The sequence below is a fragment of the Streptomyces sp. NPDC030165 genome (assembly GCF_055573595.1).
Genome location: NZ_JBVIBD010000018.1, coordinates 116,300 through 137,485, shown reverse-complemented (window position 1 = coordinate 137,485; position 21,186 = coordinate 116,300). Strand labels below are relative to the sequence as shown.

Below are 21,186 nucleotides of genomic sequence, written 5' to 3'. Positions count from 1 at the left end.
TACAGTTGCGTCCCGACGTGCCGGCTCGGGAGCGGCGATCCGTCACCGTTCCGACGCGCCAGTCCCGTAACGACGCTACGGGGCCGATCCGACGTGCTGGCCCGATGTGCCCGGCCCGATGTGCCGCCTCGACGTGCCGCCCCGATGTTCGCCCCTCCCGGTCTCGGCTCCGTACCTGCCGGGACCCTCGCCAAGGCAAGGGAAGACCCCTGACTTTCGTCGATCGTGATCCCTTGCTTTCGTCGGTACTGCGCCGCCCCCGGCACGCCATAGCGTCCCGGTCATGATCTCCGTAACCGACCGGCGGGGCGGCGCCACCGCGTCCGCCGCCGCCCTCCGCACCCGTACGTCCCGTTCGGCCACCACTCGTGCCACGGCACTGGCTCTGGCCGTGACGGCCGTCCTCGCCACCGGACCGGCTGCCGACGCCGCGACACCCCCGCACCACCCGGACCCCCACCAGGCGACCCGGCAGGCGCTGCGGGACGTGGTGGAGAAGGGCGGCCTTCCCGGGGTCGCGGCCGAGGGCAGGGACGGGCGCGGCCGGTGGTTCGGCTCGGCCGGGTATGCCGACACGGCCACGCAGCGCGAGCGGACCCGCGCCGACCACTTCCGCGCCGCCAGCATCACGAAGGTCTTCCTCGCCACCGTCCTCCTGCAACTGGCGGAGGAGGGCGCGCTCGACCTGGACGACACCGTCGAGAAGTGGCTGCCGGGACTCGTAAGCGGCAACGGCAACGACGGCCGCTCCATCCGGCTGCGCCAGTTGCTCAACCACACCAGTGGTCTCAACAACTACACCGACGACCCCGAGTTCGCCCACCGCGCCTCCGGGCCCGGCTTCCCGCACCACCGCTACGACACTCACCGGCCCGCGGACCTGGTGGCCCTCGCGATGAAGCGGCCCCCGCACAGCGCATCGGGCAAGGCCCTGTACAGCAACACCAACTACATACTCGTCGGGATGGTCGTCGAGAAGGCGACCGGCCACACGTACGCCCACGAGGTACAGCGGCGCATCCTGACCCCGCTGAAGCTGCGTCAGACCTCTTTCCCCGGCCTGGATCCCCGGATGCCGCTGCCCCACCCCACCGCCTACTCGCGGCTGCGGCAGAAGGAACCCGGCGCGCCGGTCGTGGACGCCACCGAGCAGAACATGTCGTGGCTCGGCGCGGCGGGCGAGGTCATCTCCACCACCGGCGATCTGAACACCTTCTTCCGGGCCCTGTCCCGGGGACGGCTGCTGGGCCCGGCCGTGACCCGCGCCATGTTCACCACCGTGCCCTCGGAGGCGGGGGGCTACCGCTACGGGCTCGGCATCGAGTCCGTCACCCTCTCGTGCGGGGTGACCGTGGTGGGCAAGACGGGCCGCGCCAACGGCTCCGTCTCCGGGGTCGTCGGCACCCGGGACGGCAGCCACCAGCTGACGTTCAACATCAACGGTGACTGGATGGGCGACGGTGCCGCGTATGTGGCGGTCGTCGAGGCGGAGTTCTGCGGCACGCGGAACGGGCGGAAGGGCTAGCGGCGGACCCGGACCCGGGACCGGACCCGGCCCCGGCCCGGCCCAGGCCTGGCCCCGGACCCGACTCCGGCCCGGTCCCGTGCCGCCCCCGGTCCCGTACCGACCGCGGCCCCGCACCGGTTCCGGCCCCGTACCGACCGCGTCCCCATACCGCCCCCGGCCACCTCCGTACGCCGCAGGTCCCCGCTCACGCGCACATCCCCCCGTCAACCCGAAGAACCGTACCGGTGACGTACGAGGCGCGGTCGCTGAGCAGCCAGGCGGCGGCCTGGGCGATCTCCTCCGGGGCGGCGGCGCGGCCCAGCGGGGTCCGGGCGTTGAGCTGCTCGATGGTGCCGGGGGACTTCGCGTCCCACTCGTGCAGCATCTCGGTGAGCGTGGTGCCGGGTGCGACGGCGTTGACGCGGATGCCCTCCGGCCCGTACGTGACGGCAGCCGACTCGGTGAGGCTGTTGACCGCGCGCTTCGCCGCGCCGTAGACCGGCAGCTGGGGGTTGCCCGCCAGGCTGCCGACACTGGAGGTGTTGACGATCGCCCCGCGTCCGGCGCTGGCCCGGATGGCGGCGACCTCGGCGGTCATGGCCAGCCAGAGGCCCTTGAAGTCGACGGCGCTGACGACGTCGAATTCGGTCTCCGGCAGCTGGTCCATCGGGCCGGGCGGCTGCCCGGTCGCGCCGTTGTTGAAGGCCACGTCGAGCCGGCCGTACAGCTCCACGGCCCGGCCGACGGCGGCGCGGACGCTCGCCGCGTCGGCCAGGTCGCAGACCACGTGGTCCGCGGTCCCGCCGGCTGCCCGGATCTCCTCGGCCACCGTTTTGAGCTGGGCCTCCGTACGTGCCGCGAGGAGCACCCTGGCGCCTTCCCGGGCGAACAGCCGCGCCGCGGCGGCGCCGATGCCGCGGCCGGCCCCGGTGATGAAGGCGACCTTGCCGGTGAGCAGGCCCGAGGTCGTGGTGGTCAGGGTCGGTGTGTTGTCCATGCCGACGAGCCTGGGCCCGGCCGCCCCGCTCAGCCAGGCACCGGCAGTACCTGGCTGGGCCGCCGGCGCCCGCGCACACTGGGGGCGTGGACCGACGCGTACGACGAGAACTCGGCGACTTCCTGCGCACCAGGCGCGAGCGCATCACCCCTGCCGACGTGGGACTGCCCGCAGGGACGCGCCGCCGTACCCCGGGGCTGCGCCGCGAGGAGGTGGCGCAGCTGGCGTTCATCTCGTCCGAGTACTACACGCGGCTGGAGCAGGCCCGCGGCCCGCAGCCTTCCCGCGAGGTGCTGGCCCAGCTCGCCCGGGCCCTGCGTCTGTCGGACGCCGAGCGCGACCACCTCCACCACCTCGCCGGCACCCCGCCAGGGCCTCCGCCGGGGCCGTCGCGCGAGGTGCGGCAGAGCATCATCGACCTGCTGCGGCGGCTGCCGGAGGCCGCGGCGATCGTCATCTCGGCGACGTACGAGGTCATCGCCTGGAACGACCTGGCCGCCGCCCTGATGGAGGACTTCTCCGCCCTCTCGCGCCGGGACCGCAACCTCGTCCGGCGGGCCTTCCTCGGTCCGCACCCGTACGGCCGGCGGCTGTACGGCGTCTCGGACGCGGACGCGTTCGCCCGGACCTCGGCGCAGCAACTGCGCGCCGCCGCGGCCCGTTACCCCGCCGACCCGGAGGTGACCGGCCTGGTCGAGGAGCTGCTCGCCGGCAGTGAGGAGTTCGCCCGGCTCTGGGCCGCCCACGACGTGACCGCCCGGCCCACCCTCTGCAAGACGTTCGAGCACCCTCTCGTCGGCCCGCTCAGCGTCAGCTGTGACGTCCTGGACATCGCCGACCGGGACCAGCGGGTCGTCATCTACACGGCCGCGCCCGGCTCGCCGTCGGCAGAGGCGCTGCGGCTGCTGTCGGTCGTCGGTACGCAGCGGATGAGTGTTCCCGGCTGACCTCCCCGCCGTCGTAGCAGGAGCGACGACGGGCGCACCCTAGGGGACGCCCCTCACCCACCCCCCCCATGACATCTGTCATCCCGTAGTTGCGACAGCCGACACTGCCGCAGGTCACCGTCCTGCTGTGAAGCTGGGACACATGACGAGCACAGCCACCATCACAGACCGGGCCGCCGGGCGACGGGCCGGCCCGGCGCCCGTGGTCAGCTTCCGGGGAGTCAGCAAGAACTACGGCGCCGTACGGGCGGTGGCCGGCCTGGACCTGGAACTGCACCCGGGCGAGACCGTCGCCCTCCTCGGCCCCAACGGCGCCGGCAAGTCCTCCACCCTCGACCTGCTCCTGGGCCTGCGCAACGCCGACACCGGGACCGTGTCGCTCTTCGGCACGAGCCCGCAGCACGCCATCGAGCAGGGGAAGGTCGGCGCCATGCTGCAGAGCGGCGGCCTGATGACCGGCGTGAAGGTTCGTGAGCTGGTCAAGCTCGCCAGTGACCTGCACCCGGGCGGCTATCCGGTCGAGCAGATCATGGACGCCGCCGGGATCACCGAGATCGCCGACCGGATGGTCGACAAGCTCTCCGGCGGCCAGGAGCAGCGGGTGCGCTTCGCGCTCGCCACCGCCGGCGCCAGTGACCTGATCGTGCTGGACGAGCCGACCACCGGCATGGACGTCACCTCCCGGCAGACGTTCTGGGGCACCATGCGGGCCCAGGCCCGGCAGGGCCGTACGGTGCTGTTCGCCACCCACTACCTCGAAGAGGCGGACGAGGTCGCGGACCGCGTGATCGTGCTGCACCGCGGCCGGGTGCTGGCCGACGGCACCGCCGCCGAGATCAAGGCGCGGGCCGGTGCCCGCCGTATCACCTTCGATCTGGACGGGCCGGTCGAGCGCGAGACGCTGCGCCGCCTGCCGCACCTGACCTCCCTGGAGGTTTCGGGGCGCACCGTGCGTATCCAGTCCGCGGACGCCGACGCGACGGTGCACGCCGCGTACGGACTCGGCCTGTACCCACGCAACCTGGAAGTGGCCGGACTCGGCCTGGAGCAGGCGTTCATCGCCATCACCGACGCAGCGACCGCCGAGGAGGCGGCACGATGACCACCCTGATCAAGCTGGAGATCGTCCGCGCCCTGCGGAACAAGAAGTTCATGTTCTTCTCGGTGATCTACCCGCCGGTGCTCTACCTGATCATCGCGGGTGGCGCCGACAGCAAGCCGATACCGGGCATGAGCCTGAACATGCCGCTGTACTTCATGGTCGCCATGGCGGCGTTCGGCGCCATGACCGCCGTACTGATCGGCAACAGCGAGGCGATCGCCAAGGAGCGCGAGAAGGGCTGGGTGCGCCAGCTGCGGCTGACCGCGCTGCCCGGACGTGGCTACGTCGCCGCGAAAATGGGTTCCGCCGCGACGGTCAGCCTGCCGTCCATCGTGCTGGTCATGCTCGTCGCCGCGACGGTCAAGGGCGTCCGGCTGGAAGCCTGGCAGTGGATCGCCATCCTCGCCGCGACCTGGCTCGGCAGCTTCGTCTTCGCCGCGCTCGGTGTCGCCATCGGCTACCTGGCCAGCGGTGACGCGGTCCGCCCCATCGCGATGATGGTCTACTTCGTACTGGCGTTCCTCGGCGGGCTGTGGATGCCGCTGACGATCCTGCCACAGTGGGTGCAGAACATCGCCGAGTGGCTGCCGACCCACGCGTACGCCGCGCTCGGCACGGCCATCGAGGGCGGCCACGCCCCCGACGTCAAGGACCTGGCCATCCTCGCCGGCTACCTGGTCGTCTTCGCCGGCGGCGCGGGCTGGCTCTACCGGAAGGACACGCGTACGGCATGAAACCGGCGGAGACCGAGCCCAACCCGGTGCTGATCGGATCGGCACCCCGCACCCGTCGGCAGGCGCTGGTGAAGAGCGCCTGGGTGGTCATCTGGTTCCTGTACCTGGCGGGGCCGATCGGGGACCTGGCCGACGGCGGGATGTCCCCGGCGCACGAGCTGCTGGGCTGCGCCGGTCTCCTGCTGTTCGTCGCCGTCTACTTCGTCGTGCTCTTCCGGCACATGGCCCACCGGCCCTGGAAGAAGCGGGCGGTCGGGGCGGCCGTGGCCTTCATCGCGGCGCTCGCCGTCCTGCTGTCCTCGGTCCTCGGGCCGAACTGGCTGGTGCTCTTCACCTTCGTGTGCGTCGCGGTGGCCGTCACCCAGCCCTTCGGCATCTCACGGTGGGCCATCCCCGCGCTGACCGCCGTCCTCGTGCTGATCGGAATGCGCTACGAGAACATACGCGCCTACCTCTTCGCGTACGCCCTGCCCTGCCTGCTCAGCGGGTTCGCGATGGTCGGCGTGCAGTACCTGATCCGTACGACGAAGGAACTGCGCGAGGCGCGGGAGGAGGTCGCACGGCTGGCCGCCAACGAGGAGCGGCTGCGGCTCGCCCGCGACCTGCACGACCTCCTCGGCCACTCGCTCTCCCTGATCACGCTCAAGAGCGAGCTGGCCGGACGGATGCTGCCGGCCAAGCCGGCGGACGCGGCCTTGCAGGTCGCCGACATCGAACGGGTCAGCCGGCAGGCGCTGGTGGACGTCCGCGAGGCCGTCACCGGCTACCGGCGTCCCCGCCTGGTCGTCGAACTGGCCGGGGCACGCGCCGCGCTGCGCACCGCGGCGATCACGGCGGACATCGACCCGGCCGTGGAACAGGAGCACCGGGGACTGGGCGAGGACGGGGAGGGCGCGCTGGCCTGGGCGCTGCGGGAAGCCGTCACCAACGTCGTACGGCACAGCGGCGCCGGGCGCTGTGAGGTGCTGCTCACCGAGGAGTGGGAGGCCGACGAACGCCGGTTCCTGTGCCTGTCCGTCATCGACGACGGCACCGGGCCGCCGCGCGGCGGGAGTCACGAAGGGAACGGCCTGAGCGGGCTGCGCGAGCGGCTGGCCCTGGCCGACGGCCGCCTGGAGACGGGCACGGCGCCGCGCGGCCGCGGCTTCGCCCTGCGCGCGTACGTGCCCCTCGGCAGCTTCCCGGCGTCCGGCGCCGCCGCACGGCCCGCGGAGCACAGCCCGTCGGGGGCGTGAAGGAGGGCGGACGCGCGGGGCGCACGCCTCGCGGTCGTACCCCTCAGGGGGCGCGTGCCACAGACGTACGCCTGGCGGTCGCGCACCACAGCCGTACGCCCCGGAGGCTCCGGCGCACGCGCGTACCCGCCACGCTCCGCCCGAAGGAGTGGTCCGGCGCGGCGACCGGCGCACCGCCGCTCCCGGCGGTGCAGGCTGACGCCATGCCACCCGTCGACCCGCGGGCCGTCGTCGGCCCCCTCGCCCCGCCCGGCTGCCCGGCCTGCCGCGACCGGCGCCGCCTGTGGAAGGACACCAGCGACTCGGGCCGGGCCCAGGAGACCTGGCACTGGTGGTGCTCCGGCTGCCTGCAGACCTTCGAGCCGACACCGCAGCACAAGCGCTTCTACGTCTGACCCGCCGCCCGCCGCGTTCCCTGCCGCAACCTGCTGACCTGCGCCTTTCCCTGTCTGGCTAGGGTGGCCGCATGACTGACCCGCACGGCGAGCAGCCCGTGAAGAAAGTGCGCCTCCTCCTCGCCGAGGACCAGTCCATGGTCCGTGAAGCGCTGGCCGCGCTGCTCGGGCTGGAGCCCGACATGGAGGTCGTGGCCCAGGCCGCGCGGGGTGACGAGGTGGCCGGCGCGGCACGGCGCCAGCCCGTGGACGTGGCGCTGCTCGACATCGAGATGCCCGGCCTCAGCGGCCTGGACGCCGCCGCGCTGCTGCGCGCCGAGTTCCCGGAGCTCAAGGTCGTCATCCTCACCACCTTCGGGCGGCCCGGCTACCTGCGCCGCGCGATGGAGTCCGGCGCCGACGCGTTCCTGGTCAAGGACGCTCCGGCCGCGCAGCTGGCGGACGCCGTACGGCGGGTGCTCCGCGGTGAGCAGGTCATCGACCCGGCGCTCGCGGCAGCCGCGCTGTCCGAAGGGGCCAACCCCCTCACCGACCGGGAGTGCGACGTGCTGCGCGCGGCCACGGACGGCTCCACCAACGCCGAGATCGCCGCCGCCCTCCACCTCTCGCACGGCACGGTACGCAACTACCTGTCCACCGCCATCCAGAAGACGGGCGCCCGCAACCGCGCCGAAGCCGTCCGCACGGCCGCCGCCAAGGGCTGGCTGTAGGGCGCCCGGTGGCGCGCCCGCGCGGGGAGCGGCAGCCCGCCGGCAGTGGGCGCCCGCGCTGTAAGCAGTCTCACCCGCGCAACCGCCTCACCAGGACTTTCGGCCCTGGGCCGGGTGCGGCGGCGGGCGCAGGCTGGGAAGGGTGATGACTCTTCAGCGATCCCCGGCGCGTGACCGCGCGGTGGCGGTGCTGCTGGTCGTCGTGACCCTGGCCATCACGCTGGTGGACGCGGGGACCGGCCCGCAGCTGCACTTCGCCCTGTTCATGGGTATCGCGCCGCTGATCGCCGCGCTGCGCTGCGCCTACCGGTGGGCCGCCACGGTGGCCGTCGTGTACGTACTGTGCCAGGTGTTCATCCAGGTCCGGCTGGTGCCGGACTGGTCCGTGGCCAGCAAGGTCGTCGGGGTCTTCGGGGCACTGCTGGTCGCCGTGTTCGCGCTGGTGCTGTGCCGTACCCGGCTGGAACGGGAGGCGCTGTACGCCCGTACGAGCATGGTCGCCGACGCCGTGCAGCGGGAGATGCTGCGCGAGCTGCCGCTGACCGCCGGGCCGCTGGAGGCGTACGGGTTCTACGTCTCCGCGCAGGAGGGCGCCCGGATCGGCGGGGACATCTACGAAGCCGTGGAGACGCCGCACGGGCTGCGGCTGGTGATCGGCGACGTCCAGGGCAAGGGCATGCCCGCGATCGGCGCCGGGCACGAGGTGCTGGCCTCCTTCCGGGAGGCGGCGTACCACACGGACAGCCTCGAAGCCGTCGCCGAGCGGATGGAGCAGGCGCTGGCCCGCTACAACGTCCGTTCCGCGGAGCGCGGCGGCCAGGAACGGTTCGTCACCGCGCTGCTGCTGGAGGTGCGCGGGGAGGACAGTGCGAAGGTGCTGTCCTGCGGCCACATCCCGTACTACCTCGTACGGGACGGCCAGGTCAGCGAGCGCAACGACGGCGAAGGCGGTCTGCCGCTGGGGCTGGGGTGGCTCACCGGCGAGACGCGGCGGAGCGTGGCCGTCGAGCCGGTGGCGGACGACTGGATCGTGCTGTGCACCGACGGCGTGACCGAGGCCCGCGGCGCCGACGGCGCGTTCTACCCGCTGGCCGACCGGCTGGCCCGCTGGATGCACCTGGAGCCGGACGAGCTGGCGCACACGCTCCGCGCCGACCTGGAGCGGTTCACCGGCGGCGAGCTGAAGGACGACGCGACCGTACTGATCGTGCGCCGCGGCCCGCACGCCGCCGGGCGGCAGCCCGCCGTCGCGCAGGCCGCGGAGGATCAGTTGAGCATCGCGCGCGCCGCGGCCGCCTGACGCCGTACCGCCGCCGCGGCCGCCGGGTCGACCTCCTCGATCACCTTCGCGTACTCCTCCAGTCCGGCCGCGCCGCCCAGGAAGTCACCGCGCTGTACGAGCAGTTGCGCGTGGTCGTGGCGCAGCCGCGCCGGGTGGCTGGGCAGCAGCAGGGACAGCTCGACCGCCCACAGATGCACGTCGCTGCGCTCCGGCCGGGCCGCCGCCCACGCCCGGATGTTGTTCAGGATGCGCAGCACGATCTCCAGCGGGTCGGCCGGCGTGAGCATCTGCTCGGTCAGCGGCGCCCCGGTCGCGCCCGCGACCAGTACTCCCGCGTCCTCGTCGGTCAGCAGCCGCCCGCCGTCGAAGGGGTCGGCGAGGACGTGCGCGCCGTACGGGTCGCCGAAGCCGACGACGAAATGGCCCGGCAGCGCCACCCCGTACACCGGCGCACCCGCCCGGCGCGCGACCTCCATCCACACCACCGACAGCAGGATCGGCAGGCCCCGCCGGCGCCGCAGCACCTCGTGCAGCAGCGACGACTCCAGCCGCCGGTAGTCGGTGGGCGTGCCGCGGAAGCCGAGGCGCGCGCCGAGCAGTTCGGCGACGTTGCGGGCCCAGGGGCGCGGCCCGCCGGCCGGGGCGTACGGGAGCCGCCCGGCCAGCTCGTCCAGTGCGATCTGCGCCGCGTCCACGCCCGCCTCGTCCAGCGCGGGGTCGGCCTCCGCCGCGATCAGCAGGCACAGCAGGGCGAGGTCCGGCTGTGCGTCGCGTGCGGCCTCGGCGAACTGCCGGCGCCGCTCGGCGGACGTGTCGTCCCCGTTCGAATCCGGGTCCGGGTGCATACGAGGTTCGTACCCGTTCAGTTCGGGCCTCCCTGGGAGGCGCGCCAGTGGTGGTAGTGGTGGTGGGTGACGAAGCCCAGCCCGTCGTACAGCGCGCGGGCGCCGTGGTTGTCCGTCTCGGCCTGGAGGTACGCGGCGGACGCGCCCTCGTCCAGGGCCTTGCGGGCCAGCGCCGCCATCACGGCGGTGGCCAGGCCGCGCCGCCGGTGCCCGGCGCCGACCTCGACGGCCGCGAACCCGGCCCAGCGTCCGTCCACCACGCACCGCCCGATCGCGGCCGTGCCGCCCGCGTCGTCCGGCACGCTCGCGAACCACACGGACGGGCCGCCGTGCAGCACCTTGAGCACCTCGGGCCCCGGCTGCCCGGACCGCTGGTAGCGGCGCAGCCAGTCCGGGCCGGCCTCCCGGGTGAGCGCCACCCGGGAGACGTCCGCGTCCAGGTCGCCGACGGGCGCCAGCGCGGCGGTACGCACTTCCGCCGTCACCTCGCGCGTCCAGCCGCGCCGGTCCAGTTCGGCCGCCAGGCCCTCCTGGGTGCCGGGAGCGCCCGTACTGACCTGTATGTACGCGGGCAGTGAGCGCTCCGCGTACCAGGCGCGGACGCGTTCCAGCGCCGCGTCCGTCGGCAGTCCCGGATCGCCCAGGGCGGCCACCGAGTTGGCCCGCCGGGTGAATCCGCCGCTGGCCCGCAGCTGCCACTCGCCCAGCCACTCGCTCTCCACGGGCGGCCAGCCGCGGGCGGCCACCCGGTCCAGCTCGGGTGCGCTCGTCGCGGGGGAGCGGCGGCGGGCGGGCGCCGCGGGCACCGTCTTCCCGGCGACCAGAGTGGTCTCGGCGAACCGGACGGTCTCTCCGTTCCGACGTGTGATGCTCAGCACACCCGCGTCCCAGGATGTGAGAACACCGACCGTGTCGGTGAACTTCGCGGCCCCCTCGCCGGCGCCGCTCAAGCGCCGGACAGATACCCTTTTGCCCACGTCAGCACGGGTGATGTGGACCTCCAGCCGTCCGCCGGTAGTGAATTCCACGGCTCTACCCGCCCCTCTTGTTCGTCTCGTGCCCGGGAACGGAGATACTAGGTGCGGGCATCGACGACGCCGCGCTCCCGCGCGCCCCGCGGCGGAACTGCCAATCGGTCCGCCAGCCCTACCGAGGAGGAACGACAGCGTGACCTACGTCATCGCGCAGCCTTGTGTCGACGTCAAGGACAAGGCATGCATCGAGGAGTGCCCCGTCGACTGCATTTACGAGGGCAAGCGGTCCTTGTACATCCACCCGGACGAATGCGTTGACTGCGGAGCTTGCGAGCCGGTCTGCCCGGTCGAGGCGATCTTTTACGAGGACGACACCCCGGAGGAGTGGAAGGACTACTACAAGGCGAACGTCGAGTTCTTCGACGAGCTCGGTTCGCCCGGTGGTGCCAGCAAGCTCGGCCTGATCGAGCGCGACCACTCCTTCATCGCAGCGCTGCCGCCGCAGAACCAGTAAGCGGCCGCATGGCGCCGCCCCGGTCCCGTACGGCCGGCCTCCCCGACGCGTAGTCCGAGGGAGCCGACGCCGCACGGGGCCGAGGCGTTTCCAGCCCTGTGCGGCCAGAGGAACGTGAGGAAAGAGAGCAACGTGGGCACCGTATCGTCCCGTCTTCCGGTCTTCCCCTGGGACCGGCTGGAGCCGTACAAGACCACGGCGGCCGCGTATGCCGACGGCATCGTGGACCTGTCCGTCGGCACTCCGGTCGACCCCGTGCCCGCGCTGGTCCGCAACGCCCTCACGGACGCCGCCGACAGCCCCGGCTACCCGACGGTGTGGGGCACCGCCGCTCTGCGCGACGCGATCACCGGCTGGGCGCAGGAGCGCCTGGGCGCCACCGGCCTGGCCCACACCAACGTGCTGCCGGTCGTCGGTTCCAAGGAACTGGTCGCCTGGCTGCCGACCCAGCTCGGCCTGGGCGCCGGCGACCGCGTCGCCTACCCGCGCCTGGCCTACCCCACCTACGAGGTCGGCGCGCGCCTGGCGGGCGCCGAGCCGGTCGTCTACGACGACCCCTGGGAGCTGGACCCGTCCGGCCTCAAACTGCTGTGGCTGAACTCGCCGTCCAACCCGACCGGCCGCGTGCTCGGCGCCGACGAACTGCGCCATACGGTCAGCTGGGCGCGCGAGCACGGCGTCCTGCTCTTCAGCGACGAGTGCTACATCGAGCTGGGCTGGGAGGCCGACCCGGTCTCCGTCCTGCACCCGGACGTGTGCGGCGGCTCGTACGACGGCATCGTGGCCGTCCACTCGCTGTCCAAGCGCTCCAACCTGGCCGGCTACCGCGCCGCCTTCCTCGTGGGCGACGCCGCCGTCCTCGGCGAACTGCTCCAGATCCGCAAGCACGGCGGCATGATGATCCCCGCGCCGGTGCAGGCCGCGACGGTCGCGGCGCTCGGCGACACCGAGCACGTCGGTGAGCAGCGCGAACGCTACGCCCGCCGCCGTACGGCGCTGCGCGAGGCCCTGGCGGCCGCCGGCTTCCGCGTCGAGCACAGCGAGGCGTCGCTCTACCTGTGGGCGACACGCGACGAGTCCTGCTGGGACACCGTCGGCGACCTCGCCAAGCGCGGCATCCTGGTCGCGCCGGGCGACTTCTACGGCAGCGCCGGCGAGCGCTTCGTACGGGTCGCCTTCACCGCCACCGACGAGCGGGTGGACGAGGCCGTACGGCGCCTGGCGCAGTAACCCCCGCACACACGGGAGCCCGGAGCGGACGCCTGAGATACGGCGTCCGCTCCGGGCTTCGCTGTGCGGCTCCGTCAGCTGATGGGCAGCCCGTTCGTCGGCAGCAGGTCCGAGGCCAGGCCGCTGTCGCCGACCGCCTGGGCCAGGCCGTCGGTGGACAGCGAGTCGGTCACGCCGTCGGTGGACAGCCCGTCGCCGGGCAGCGACTCGGTCAGGCCGTCGGTCGGCAGGCCGTCCTCGGTGGCGGTGTGGAGGGTGTCGGTGAGGATGTCCCCCGCGCTGTCCGCGGTGTCGCTGGCGGCGTTGCCCGCGGCCTGCTTCGCGGCCGGAGCGGTCTCCCCGAGCGTCTTGCCCGCGGTCTTGCCGGCGGTCTTGCTCAGTGCCGGAACGGCCTTGCGGACGACCTTGCTGCCGGCTTCGGTGGCGTTCGCGCCGGTCTCACCGGCCAGGTCGCCGGCACCCTGGACCGCGCCGTCGGCGGTGTCGGCGAGGCTCGCGGTGTCCACTGCGGTCAGTCCGCCCAGGTCGGAAGACTGCGGCAGTTCCACGGCGCTCGCGGAGCCTGCCGCACCGACCACGGGGGCTGCGCCGGCTGCGACCAGCAGCGCGGCTCGGGCGATCCGACGCGAGAGGGGGAGGGACATGGTGCTCCTTTTACGGAGAGGGACTGGTTCTTCTGACAGACGTGCCGTGTCCGCCGGCGGGGCGCGGAGGCTGCCGGGCGCACGACGTGACTACCGCGCCAGGGCCGGGAAGGTTGCGGCACGGCCGGTAAAGAATCAGTGGGGGGTCACATAATCTGCTCCGGAGGAAACCGGGCAAACTGCGCCGTGCGCAGTACGGTGCTGAAACGTCACACCGCAGTGCCCAAGCGGATCCCACGCCGTTCGAGTGACCCCGGGGGCAGTGACGCGGTGCCCTGGCCCGGGGTTGACGACGTTAACTCGGCCGAGGGACCGGCCGGACGGCTGCGCGGTGACCGCGAGGCTGACGGCGTGACGGCCGTACGGGGGACGGCGTGGCGCCGTACGGTGCTCCGGCGGCGGCCGGACCACCGCGCCACCGGACCCGGCGGCGCCGTCCCGCGCACCCCGTCCCGGAAGCCGCTGCCGGGCTCACGCCGCTCCCGGAGCCGCTCCCGGCTCGCTGCACCCCGGAAGCCGCCCGCGGCCTCACTTCGCGGTGACGATCCGTACGTCCGTACCGGAAGCACGCGCCGCCGCACCGGTCGCCTGCTGCCAGCCCTTCCCGGAATCGGCCGCGGACCACATCTTCCCGCCGTAGGAAATCTGCTCGATGCCCAACGCCCCGGAGTGGGCCATCGCCCAGGTGGCCAGCTCCCAGCCGCGCCGCTCGGCCCCGGAGCCGTCCCCACCCGCGAAGGCGCCGCCGGCCTGCCCCGCGCCCGGGGACCGGCCCGCCGCGGCCGCCTCCCCGGCGTCCGCGTCACCGTTGGAGGCCGGCCGCGCGGGCACCGTCAGCACCCGGCCGCCGTCCCCGCCGTCGCCCTTGCCACCCGGAGCCGTCCCGTCCGGGCGCGCCAGCACGTCCGGCCCGAACTCGCGCACCAGCTGCTTGCGCACCCCGTCCGTGCCACCCGGCTGCTTCTGGTCCGCCGGACGGCTGACCGAACACGTCATGGCGGCCCCGTCGCGCCCGGTGAGGGCGCCGGTCAGCAGCGCGGCGTTCGGCTCGTGCTTGGCGTACGCCTGCGGAAAGCCGCTGCGCTGCACCTTCTGCGCGGCCACCGTCAGCGGCAGCCGAGAGTAGCCCGGCACCTTGACCAGGTGCGTGTAGAACTCACCGGCCGAGTAGACCGGGTCCATGATCTGCTGGACCGTGCCCCAGTCCTGGGACGGACGCTGCTGGAAGAGGCCCACCGAGTCGCGGTCACCGAAGCCGATGTTGCGCAGCCCGGACTCCTGCATCGCGGTCGCCAGCGCGATCGTCACGGCCCGCTCCGGCAGCCCGCGCGCGGAGCCGACGGCCGAGATGGTCGCGGCGTTCGCCGCCTGCTCCGGGGAGATCTCGTACGGCTTGCCGCCGTCCGCGGCCCGCACCGAGCAGCGCGGTGCCCCCGGACCGCCGGTCATGTACTGCACGACGAGGTACACGGCCAGCCCGACGAGCACGGCGAAGGCCGCGCCGATACGCAGGAGGCGCTTGCTGCGGGTGCCGCGGGCGGGAGCGGTGGGCTGGGGGGACACGCAGCCAACGGTACTGGAGGGGCGCCGGTAGGGTCGGACCCATGGAGACCGCTACGCAGACCCCCGCACTGGACCTCTCCCTCGACGCGGCCGAGCTGACCGCTCAGCTCGTCGACATCCCCTCCGTCAGCCGGGACGAGAAGGCCATCGCGGACGCCGTCGAGCACGCGCTGCGTGCGCTCCCGCACCTGACGGTGGAGCGGGACGGCAACTGCATCGTCGCGCGTACCGACCAGGGCCACGCCGAGCGGGTCGTGCTGGCCGGCCACCTGGACACCGTGCCGATCGCGGACAACGTGCCCTCCCGGCTCGACGAGAACGGCGTCCTGTGGGGCTGCGGCACCACCGACATGAAGTCCGGCGTCGCCGTACAGCTGCGCATCGCCGCCACCGTCCCCGCGCCCAACCGCGACCTGACCTTCATCTTCTACGACATGGAGGAGATCGCCGCCGAGTTCAACGGCCTCGGACGGCTGGCCGAGGAGCACCCGGACTGGCTGGAGGGCGACTTCGCCGTTCTGCTGGAGTCCTCGAACACCGAGGTCGAGGGCGGCTGCCAGGGCACGCTGCGGGTGCTGCTGCGCACCGAGGGCGAGCGGGCCCACTCGGCCCGCAGCTGGATGGGCAGCAACGCCGTGCACGCGGCGGCGCCGATCCTCGCACGCCTGGCCTCCTACGAGCCGCGGCGGGCCGTCATCGACGGCCTCGAATACCGCGAGGGCCTGAACGCCGTACGCATCGAGGGCGGCGTGGCGGGCAACGTCATCCCCGACACCTGCACCGTCGCCGTCAACTTCCGCTACGCGCCCGACCGCAGCGAGCAGGAGGCGCTCGACCATGTCCGCGAGGTCTTCGCGGACTGCGGCGTCGCCGAGATGACCGTCGACGACCACTCGCCGGGCGCGCTGCCGGGCCTGTCGCACCCCGCGGCCGCCGCCTTCATGAAGGCCGTCGGCGGCGTCGCGAAGCCCAAGTTCGGCTGGACGGACGTCTCGCGCTTCAGCGCCCTGGGCGTCCCCGCCGTGAACTACGGCCCCGGCGACCCCGTACTGGCGCACAAGAAGGACGAACGGGTCGCCGTCGAGCGGATCCTGCACTGCGAGGAGCGCCTGCGGTCCTGGCTCACCGCCTAGATCACCCGGCCCACGCGCCCCGCAGGTGTCCCGGCATCCGGAATTGCCCTGCCCGTCACCTGCGCCGATCTACCCTTGCCGGACACCGACCGGCAGCGGAGGGAGCACGATATGGCCAGCCCCGAGGAAGAGCGGGCGTGGGATGAACAGCGCCTGGGACCCGTGGTGCGCCGACGCGAGCAGGTGCAGAAGGGCACCACGGACCAGCGGCTGCTGGACACCGCCGAAGGTGACACGGACTGGGTGCACACCGACCCCTGGCGGGTCATGCGCATCCAGTCGGAGTTCGTGGAGGGCTTCGGCGCGCTGGCCGAACTGCCGAGCGCCATCAGCGTCTTCGGCTCGGCCCGTACGCCCGTCGGATCACCCGAGTACGAGACGGGTGTGGAACTCGGCCGGGCGCTGGTGGAGGCCGGCTTCGCGGTGATCACCGGCGGCGGGCCCGGCGTGATGGAGGCCGCCAACCGCGGCGCCAGGGAGGCCAAGGGCGTCTCCGTCGGCCTGGGCATCGAGCTGCCCTTCGAGCAGGGCATGAACCCGCACGTCGACATCGGCGTCAACTTCCGCTACTTCTTCGTCCGCAAGACGATGTTCGTGAAGTACGCGCAGGGTTTCGTCGTGCTGCCCGGCGGCATGGGCACCCTCGACGAGCTCTTCGAGGCGCTGACCCTCGTCCAGACGCGGAAGGTCACCCGCTTCCCGATCGTGCTCTTCGGTACGGAGTACTGGGGCGGTCTGGTCGACTGGCTGCGCGACACGGTCGTCGCGCAGGGCAAGGCGTCGGAGCACGACCTGCTGCTGTTCCACGTCACGGACGACGTGGACGAGGCGGTCGCGCTGGTGTCCAAGGAGACCGGGAAGTAGCGCTGTTGGGGCACGCCCAGCGGTCCGGTGTGGGGGTACCTCCCGGCGGTTGCTGGGGTGGGGGTACCTCCCGGCGGTTGCTGGGGTGGGGGCACCTCCCAGCGGTAGCTGGGGTGGGGGTACCTCCCAGCGGTAGCTGGGGTGGGGGCACCTCCCAGCGGTAGCTGGGGGACTACGCGAGCCCCCGGCGGGCGACCGCCGGGGGCCGGTGGCCCGCGATGGAGGCCACCATGTCCAGGACCTGCCGGGTCTCGGCTACCTCGTGGACGCGGTAGACCTGCGCGCCCAGCCACGCCGAGACCGCGGTCGTCGCCAGCGTCCCGAGCAGCCGTTCCTTGACCGGCCGGTCCAGCGTCTCGCCGACGAAGTCCTTGTTCGACAGCGAGACCAGCACCGGCCAGCCGGTGTCGGTCATCTCGCCCAGCCGGCGCGTCGCCTCCAGGCTGTGCCGGGTGTTCTTCCCGAAGTCGTGCCCCGGGTCGATCATGATCGCGTCGCGCCGTACGCCCAGTTCCGCCGCCCGCTCGGCCAGGCCCAGCGTCACCCGCAGGATGTCCGCCATCACGTCCTCGTACGCCACCCGGTGCGGGCGGGTCCGCGGCTCCACACCACCCGCGTGGGTGCACACCAGGCCCGCGCCGTAGCGCGCCGCGACTTCGGCCAGCTTCGGGTCCACCCCGCCCCACGCGTCGTTCAGCACGTCGGCGCCGGCCTCGCAGACCGCCTCACCGACGTCGTGCCGCCAGGTGTCCACGCTGATCACCACGTCCGGGAACCGCTTGCGCACCTCGGCGACGAAGCCGACCGTGCGCCGGGCCTCCTCCTCGGCGCTGACCTCCTCGCCGGGGCCCGCCTTGACCCCGCCGATGTCGATGATCGCGGCACCCTCGGCCACCGCCTGCTCCACCCGGGCGAGCGCGGGTGCGTCGGTGAAGGTGGCCCCCTGGTCGTAGAAGGAGTCCGGGGTCCTGTTCACGATGGCCATGATCACCGGCTCGTGAACGGTGAACTCTCGATTCCCCAGCCGCAGCATTGCTTCTCCCTCTTCCTGGTCCGCCAGCGACCCTAACGGTCACACCCGCATGGCACGATCAGTGCCAACACATAGCTCGGGGAGATGGTCGTGTTCTGGTTCTTGCTGATCGCGATGGTCGTGGTGGTCGCCGCGGTCACGCTCGCCGTGGTCGGCGGCGGCGACGAGGGCGGGCTCGCCGAGGCCGCGCCGGACCGGCTGTACGAACCACTGCCCGCCGACCGGCCCGCCTCCCGCGCCGACGTGGAGGCGGTGCGCCTGCCGGTGAGCGTACGCGGCTACCGCATGAACGACGTCGACGACGTGCTGGACCGGCTCGGCGCCGAGCTGGCCGAACGGGACGCGCGGATCGCCGAGCTGGAGGCGGCCCTCGCGGGCGCGCACGCCGCGGCGATGGGCCCGCCCGGGCTGGTCGAGGACGCCCCGGAGGACGGCTCCGGGGGGCGGGTCGGGGAGCGGGCCGGGGACCGCCCGGCCGGATCGGCCGGGCCTGCGGGGCCGATCGGGTCTGCGGGGCCGATCGGGTCTGCGGGGCCGATCGGGTCTGCGGAATCGACCGGATCTGCCGGACAGGAGCCCCCGGTCTCCGGGGGCGGGGAAGAGGGGAAGACCGCCTCATGACGGGAGTGATCACGGGGCCGGACGGGGTGCCCCGCTGCCCCTGGGGCATGGAGTCGGAGAAGATGGCCGACTACCGCACGTACCACGACACCGAGTGGGGCCTGCCGGTCCACGGCGACGACGCGCTCTTCGAGCGGATGTGTCTGGAGGCGTTCCAGTCCGGGCTGTCCTGGATCACGATCCTGCGCCGCCGCGAGGGCTTCCGGGCCGCGTTCGCGGACTTCCGGATCGAGGCGGTCGCCCGGTTCACCGAGGCGGACGCCGAGCGGCTGCTCACCGACGCCCGCATCGTCCGCAACCGCGCGAAGATCAGCGCGGTGATCGGCAACGCCCGGGTCGCGGCCGAGCTGGCCCCGGGCGAGCTGGACCGGCTGATCTGGTCGTACGCGCCCGAGCGCGCCGCCCGGCGGGCTCCGCGCACCCTCGCCGACGTGGCGCCCGTCACCCCGGAGTCCACGGCGCTGGCCAAGGACCTCAAGAAGCGCGGCTTCCGCTTCGTCGGCCCCACGACGGCTTACGCGACGATGCAGGCGTGCGGCCTGGTCAACGACCATCTGGCGGACTGCCATGTGCGGGACGCGGTGGAGGCGGCGGCGGAGGTCTGAGGGGCGGGCACCGGTCCTGGCGGCCCGGCCCGGCCCGCCCGGGCCGCTCAGCGCCCCAGGAACCTCGGCTTCTCCTTCTTCACGAACGCTTCGACCGCGATGTGGTGGTCCTCCGAGGCGCCCGCCCGCGTCTGCAGCTCGTCCTCCTTGGTCAGCGTCTCGGCGAGTGAGTGCCCGGCCCCGTACGCGAGGGACTCCTTGATCGCGGCGTATGCGGCGGTCGGCCCCTCGGCCAGGGTCCGCGCCACCGCCGCCGCCTCGGCCGCCAGCTCCGCCGCCGGGACGACCTTGTTCGCGATGCCCAGGTCGTACGCCTCCTGGGCGCTGATGCTGCGCGGGAAGAGCAGCAGGTCGGCAGCGCGGCCATGGCCGATCAGGCGGGGCAGAGTCCAGGAGATGCCGGAGTCCGCGGTGAGCGCCACGCCCGCGAAGGAGGTGTTGAAGGAGGCGGTGTCGGCGACGATCCGGTGGTCCGCGGCCAGCGCGAAACCGGCGCCGGCGCCCGCCGCGACCCCGTTGACCCCCGCCACGACCGGCTTGGGCATCCCGGCGAGCGCCGTGACGATGGGGTTGTAGTGCTCGCGGACCGTGCTCATGGTCCGCCCCGAGCCGGTCTCGCGGTCCTGGGCCAGCAGCCCGATGTGCTCCTTGAGGTCCTGCCCCACGCAGAAGGCGCGTCCGGTGGCGGTCAGCAGGACGGCCCGTACGGCCGGGTCGGCGGCGGCCTCGCGCAGGATGTCCCGCAGGGCGGCCTTGGTCTCCGTGTTCATCGCGTTCATCGCGTCGGGGCGGTTGAGCGTGATCGTCCCGACGCCGTCGGTCACGTCGTAGAGCACGGTGTCGGCCATGGTGAGGGGTCCCTCCGTCGCGGCTCGCGCTGCCGGACAGTGGCAGCCGGCGTTCAGGATGCCGGAGATCATCGGCGCCCGTCATGTGACGTACGTCAAACAACCGGCGAGGACCGGACACGCGCCGAGGGCGAAGTATCGCAGCCCACTCCCCGAATTGAGTGGTTTTGCGAGAGCGCGTTGCCGAAGGGATGCTCCCCGATGTTGGTCATCGGGTCGTGCGATGCGGGATAATGGCCTGGAAGCAATGTGTTCGATGCCGGTGACACCTGGGTTGTCGGCTGCGTGAGCTGGTTTCAGGAAGGGGAACGAGCATGGCGGCCATGAAGCCGCGGACGGGCGACGGCCCGCTCGAGGTGACCAAGGAGGGGCGGGGCATCGTCATGCGCGTTCCGCTCGAAGGCGGCGGTCGACTCGTCGTCGAGCTGACTCCCGACGAGGCCAAGGCCTTGGGCGAGGCCCTGGAGAAGGTCACCGTCTGACAGGGCAGCCGCCCTGATGCTGCGGTTTCCCGGGGCTGAGCCCTGGACCCCCAGCCGAATACCCGGGCCCCGGTGGGTGCCGCGCGAGTGCGCGGTGCCTGCCGGGGCCGCGTTCGTTCCCGGACGCGCCATGGCCGGCGTCGTACGGGCCCCGGCCGCTCCCGCGCGAGCCCCGAGCGGTCCCCGTACTGGCCGCGGCGCAGCGCCCCTCGTACGTGCCACGGCCGGCGCTCAGCCGCGTTTGACGGCGCACAGCAGGCCGTCGCCCACCGGCAGCAGGGACGGGACCAGCGTGTCCGTCTCGCGGAGCGTGCGCAGCAGCTCCCGCAGGCGCAGCACCTCGGCGGGCTGCGCGGCGGAGTCGACCGTACGGCCGTCGGCGAAGACGCCCTCGAAACAGACCAGGCCGCCGGGGCGCAGCAGCCGCAACGATTCAGCGAGGTAGTCCAGGCACTCCATGCGATCGCCGTCACAGAAGACGAGGTCGTAGCCACCGTCGGCGAGCCGGGGCAGGACGTCCAGGGCGCGGCCCGGGATGAAGCGCGCGCGGTTGCCGGCGAAGCCCGCCTCCCGGAACGCCTGCTTCGCGAACTGCTGCCGTTCCGGTTCCAGGTCGACCGTCGTCAGGACGCCGTCCGGGCGCATGCCGTGCAGGAGATAGATGCCCGACACTCCCGTGCCGGTGCCGATCTCGGCGACCGCCTTGGCGTCGGCTGTCGCGGCGAGCAGGCGCAACGCGGTGCCGGTGCCGGTGGACACCGCGCGGATGCCCGCCTCCCGCGCCCGCTCCCGGGACCAGTGCAGGGCGGCGTCGGCCTCGTCGTCGATGGTCCCGGCGCCGTACGCCTCGGCGAATGCCAAGCTCGTCTGCCGGTTGCCGGTAATGGCCCTCTCCTGTCCCCGTAGTTGACGCAACCGTGA

At 73.0% G+C, this 21,186-nt stretch carries 23 protein-coding genes; 15 read left to right on the top strand and 8 right to left on the bottom strand.

Annotation, left to right across the window (positions count from 1 at the left end; genetic code table 11):
- The first annotated feature begins 283 nt into the window (after positions 1 to 283).
- Positions 284 to 1,525 carry a serine hydrolase domain-containing protein gene (locus tag ACZ4Z1_RS29880; protein WP_468489750.1) on the top strand — a complete coding sequence of 414 codons (1,242 nt, stop codon included), beginning with the start codon at positions 284 to 286 and terminating at the stop codon, positions 1,523 to 1,525.
- Between the two features lie 187 nt (positions 1,526 to 1,712).
- On the opposite strand, the gene ACZ4Z1_RS29875 is transcribed toward ACZ4Z1_RS29880, so the two are convergent.
- On the bottom strand, positions 1,713 to 2,504 hold the full coding sequence (locus ACZ4Z1_RS29875; RefSeq protein WP_468489749.1) for an SDR family NAD(P)-dependent oxidoreductase: 792 nt from the start codon (positions 2,502 to 2,504) through the stop codon (positions 1,713 to 1,715).
- 86 nt (positions 2,505 to 2,590) lie between these two features.
- On the opposite strand from ACZ4Z1_RS29875, the gene ACZ4Z1_RS29870 reads away from it, so the two are divergent.
- The 7 genes from ACZ4Z1_RS29870 to ACZ4Z1_RS29840 all read left to right on the top strand — a co-directional run bounded on the left by ACZ4Z1_RS29870 (position 2,591) and on the right by ACZ4Z1_RS29840 (position 8,927).
- Positions 2,591 to 3,451 carry a helix-turn-helix transcriptional regulator gene (locus ACZ4Z1_RS29870; protein WP_468489748.1) on the top strand — a complete coding sequence of 287 codons (861 nt, stop codon included), beginning with the start codon at positions 2,591 to 2,593 and terminating at the stop codon, positions 3,449 to 3,451.
- A gap of 142 nt (positions 3,452 to 3,593) precedes the next feature.
- A complete protein-coding gene (locus ACZ4Z1_RS29865) occupies positions 3,594 to 4,553 on the top strand; it encodes an ABC transporter ATP-binding protein (protein WP_468489747.1) in 960 nt (319 codons plus the stop codon).
- The gene (locus ACZ4Z1_RS29860) at positions 4,550 to 5,287 is read left to right on the top strand and encodes an ABC transporter permease (protein ID WP_468489746.1); all 738 of its coding nucleotides are present in this window, start codon (positions 4,550 to 4,552) and stop codon (positions 5,285 to 5,287) included. Before ACZ4Z1_RS29865 ends, ACZ4Z1_RS29860 begins: the two co-directional genes overlap by 4 nt.
- Complete coding sequence (locus tag ACZ4Z1_RS29855; RefSeq protein ID WP_468489745.1) at positions 5,284 to 6,522, top strand: sensor histidine kinase; 1,239 nt, start codon at positions 5,284 to 5,286, stop codon at positions 6,520 to 6,522. Before ACZ4Z1_RS29860 ends, ACZ4Z1_RS29855 begins: the two co-directional genes overlap by 4 nt.
- 203 nt (positions 6,523 to 6,725) lie before the next feature.
- Entirely contained in the window at positions 6,726 to 6,917 is a 192-nt protein-coding gene (locus ACZ4Z1_RS29850; RefSeq protein ID WP_468489744.1) for a hypothetical protein, read from the top strand.
- Between the two features lie 71 nt (positions 6,918 to 6,988).
- Entirely contained in the window at positions 6,989 to 7,627 is a 639-nt protein-coding gene (locus ACZ4Z1_RS29845; RefSeq protein WP_468489743.1) for a response regulator, read from the top strand.
- Between the two features lie 145 nt (positions 7,628 to 7,772).
- Positions 7,773 to 8,927, top strand: coding sequence for a PP2C family protein-serine/threonine phosphatase (locus ACZ4Z1_RS29840; RefSeq protein ID WP_468489742.1), 1,155 nt, complete (start codon positions 7,773 to 7,775; stop codon positions 8,925 to 8,927).
- On the opposite strand, the gene ACZ4Z1_RS29835 is transcribed toward ACZ4Z1_RS29840, so the two are convergent.
- On the bottom strand, positions 8,894 to 9,754 hold the full coding sequence (locus ACZ4Z1_RS29835; RefSeq protein ID WP_468489741.1) for a transglutaminase-like and tetratricopeptide repeat-containing protein: 861 nt from the start codon (positions 9,752 to 9,754) through the stop codon (positions 8,894 to 8,896). The two genes, ACZ4Z1_RS29840 and ACZ4Z1_RS29835, sit on opposite strands and share 34 nt — an antisense overlap.
- A 17-nt stretch (positions 9,755 to 9,771) precedes the next feature.
- Positions 9,772 to 10,782, bottom strand: coding sequence for a GNAT family N-acetyltransferase (locus ACZ4Z1_RS29830; protein ID WP_468489740.1), 1,011 nt, complete (start codon positions 10,780 to 10,782; stop codon positions 9,772 to 9,774).
- A 139-nt stretch (positions 10,783 to 10,921) separates the two neighbouring features.
- Here ACZ4Z1_RS29830 and fdxA point away from each other — a divergent pair, with 139 nt between their 5' ends.
- Positions 10,922 to 11,242, top strand: coding sequence for a ferredoxin (gene fdxA / locus ACZ4Z1_RS29825; protein WP_030020287.1), 321 nt, complete (start codon positions 10,922 to 10,924; stop codon positions 11,240 to 11,242).
- Positions 11,243 to 11,374: 132 nt separating this feature from the next.
- Positions 11,375 to 12,472, top strand: a complete 1,098-nt coding sequence (gene dapC, locus ACZ4Z1_RS29820; RefSeq protein ID WP_468489739.1) for a succinyldiaminopimelate transaminase — start codon at positions 11,375 to 11,377, stop codon at positions 12,470 to 12,472.
- 74 nt (positions 12,473 to 12,546) lie between these two features.
- On the opposite strand, the gene ACZ4Z1_RS29815 is transcribed toward dapC, so the two are convergent.
- The gene (locus ACZ4Z1_RS29815; RefSeq protein ID WP_468489738.1) at positions 12,547 to 13,116 is read right to left on the bottom strand and encodes an ATP-binding protein; all 570 of its coding nucleotides are present in this window, start codon (positions 13,114 to 13,116) and stop codon (positions 12,547 to 12,549) included.
- Between the two features lie 528 nt (positions 13,117 to 13,644).
- Complete coding sequence (locus tag ACZ4Z1_RS29810; protein ID WP_468489737.1) at positions 13,645 to 14,679, bottom strand: VldE C-terminal domain-containing protein; 1,035 nt, start codon at positions 14,677 to 14,679, stop codon at positions 13,645 to 13,647.
- Between the two features lie 41 nt (positions 14,680 to 14,720).
- Between ACZ4Z1_RS29810 and dapE the strand changes: the two genes are divergently transcribed.
- Positions 14,721 to 15,812: a succinyl-diaminopimelate desuccinylase gene (gene dapE / locus ACZ4Z1_RS29805; protein ID WP_468489736.1), complete on the top strand. Its 1,092-nt coding sequence runs from the start codon at positions 14,721 to 14,723 to the stop codon at positions 15,810 to 15,812.
- 111 nt (positions 15,813 to 15,923) lie between these two features.
- Positions 15,924 to 16,676, top strand: a complete 753-nt coding sequence (locus ACZ4Z1_RS29800; protein WP_468489735.1) for an LOG family protein — start codon at positions 15,924 to 15,926, stop codon at positions 16,674 to 16,676.
- Between the two features lie 172 nt (positions 16,677 to 16,848).
- On the opposite strand, the gene folP is transcribed toward ACZ4Z1_RS29800, so the two are convergent.
- Positions 16,849 to 17,709 carry a dihydropteroate synthase gene (folP, locus tag ACZ4Z1_RS29795; RefSeq protein ID WP_468489734.1) on the bottom strand — a complete coding sequence of 287 codons (861 nt, stop codon included), beginning with the start codon at positions 17,707 to 17,709 and terminating at the stop codon, positions 16,849 to 16,851.
- A gap of 90 nt (positions 17,710 to 17,799) precedes the next feature.
- Between folP and ACZ4Z1_RS29790 the strand changes: the two genes are divergently transcribed.
- Both ACZ4Z1_RS29790 and ACZ4Z1_RS29785 read left to right on the top strand, forming a co-directional pair.
- A complete protein-coding gene (locus ACZ4Z1_RS29790; RefSeq protein WP_468489733.1) occupies positions 17,800 to 18,330 on the top strand; it encodes a DivIVA domain-containing protein in 531 nt (176 codons plus the stop codon).
- A complete protein-coding gene (locus ACZ4Z1_RS29785) occupies positions 18,327 to 18,935 on the top strand; it encodes a DNA-3-methyladenine glycosylase I (RefSeq protein WP_468489732.1) in 609 nt (202 codons plus the stop codon). The genes ACZ4Z1_RS29790 and ACZ4Z1_RS29785 overlap by 4 nt, the downstream gene beginning before the upstream one ends.
- A 47-nt stretch (positions 18,936 to 18,982) precedes the next feature.
- Here ACZ4Z1_RS29785 and chcB read toward each other — a convergent pair whose 3' ends face one another.
- Positions 18,983 to 19,783: a 2-cyclohexenylcarbonyl CoA isomerase gene (chcB, locus tag ACZ4Z1_RS29780; RefSeq protein WP_468489731.1), complete on the bottom strand. Its 801-nt coding sequence runs from the start codon at positions 19,781 to 19,783 to the stop codon at positions 18,983 to 18,985.
- 314 nt (positions 19,784 to 20,097) lie between these two features.
- On the opposite strand from chcB, the gene ACZ4Z1_RS29775 reads away from it, so the two are divergent.
- Positions 20,098 to 20,265 (top strand): DUF3117 domain-containing protein, encoded by a 168-nt coding sequence (locus tag ACZ4Z1_RS29775; protein ID WP_003985072.1) that lies wholly within the window; start codon positions 20,098 to 20,100, stop codon positions 20,263 to 20,265.
- A gap of 231 nt (positions 20,266 to 20,496) precedes the next feature.
- On the opposite strand, the gene ACZ4Z1_RS29770 is transcribed toward ACZ4Z1_RS29775, so the two are convergent.
- Positions 20,497 to 21,180, bottom strand: a complete 684-nt coding sequence (locus ACZ4Z1_RS29770) for an O-methyltransferase (RefSeq protein WP_468489730.1) — start codon at positions 21,178 to 21,180, stop codon at positions 20,497 to 20,499.
- Positions 21,181 to 21,186: the final 6 nt, after the last annotated feature.

Coding starts and splice junctions, on each gene's coding strand:
- ACZ4Z1_RS29775 (WP_003985072.1), top strand. CDS start 20,098: ATGGCGGCCATGAAGCCGCGGACGGGCGACGGCCCGCTCGAGGTGACC.
- ACZ4Z1_RS29855 (WP_468489745.1), top strand. CDS start 5,284: ATGAAACCGGCGGAGACCGAGCCCAACCCGGTGCTGATCGGATCGGCA.
- ACZ4Z1_RS29875 (WP_468489749.1), bottom strand. CDS start 2,504: ATGGACAACACACCGACCCTGACCACCACGACCTCGGGCCTGCTCACC.
- ACZ4Z1_RS29835 (WP_468489741.1), bottom strand. CDS start 9,754: ATGCACCCGGACCCGGATTCGAACGGGGACGACACGTCCGCCGAGCGG.
- folP (WP_468489734.1), bottom strand. CDS start 17,709: ATGCTGCGGCTGGGGAATCGAGAGTTCACCGTTCACGAGCCGGTGATC.
- ACZ4Z1_RS29800 (WP_468489735.1), top strand. CDS start 15,924: ATGGCCAGCCCCGAGGAAGAGCGGGCGTGGGATGAACAGCGCCTGGGA.
- ACZ4Z1_RS29785 (WP_468489732.1), top strand. CDS start 18,327: ATGACGGGAGTGATCACGGGGCCGGACGGGGTGCCCCGCTGCCCCTGG.
- ACZ4Z1_RS29845 (WP_468489743.1), top strand. CDS start 6,989: ATGACTGACCCGCACGGCGAGCAGCCCGTGAAGAAAGTGCGCCTCCTC.
- ACZ4Z1_RS29865 (WP_468489747.1), top strand. CDS start 3,594: ATGACGAGCACAGCCACCATCACAGACCGGGCCGCCGGGCGACGGGCC.
- ACZ4Z1_RS29860 (WP_468489746.1), top strand. CDS start 4,550: ATGACCACCCTGATCAAGCTGGAGATCGTCCGCGCCCTGCGGAACAAG.
- ACZ4Z1_RS29850 (WP_468489744.1), top strand. CDS start 6,726: ATGCCACCCGTCGACCCGCGGGCCGTCGTCGGCCCCCTCGCCCCGCCC.
- ACZ4Z1_RS29815 (WP_468489738.1), bottom strand. CDS start 13,116: ATGTCCCTCCCCCTCTCGCGTCGGATCGCCCGAGCCGCGCTGCTGGTC.
- ACZ4Z1_RS29840 (WP_468489742.1), top strand. CDS start 7,773: ATGACTCTTCAGCGATCCCCGGCGCGTGACCGCGCGGTGGCGGTGCTG.
- dapE (WP_468489736.1), top strand. CDS start 14,721: ATGGAGACCGCTACGCAGACCCCCGCACTGGACCTCTCCCTCGACGCG.
- ACZ4Z1_RS29880 (WP_468489750.1), top strand. CDS start 284: ATGATCTCCGTAACCGACCGGCGGGGCGGCGCCACCGCGTCCGCCGCC.
- chcB (WP_468489731.1), bottom strand. CDS start 19,783: ATGGCCGACACCGTGCTCTACGACGTGACCGACGGCGTCGGGACGATC.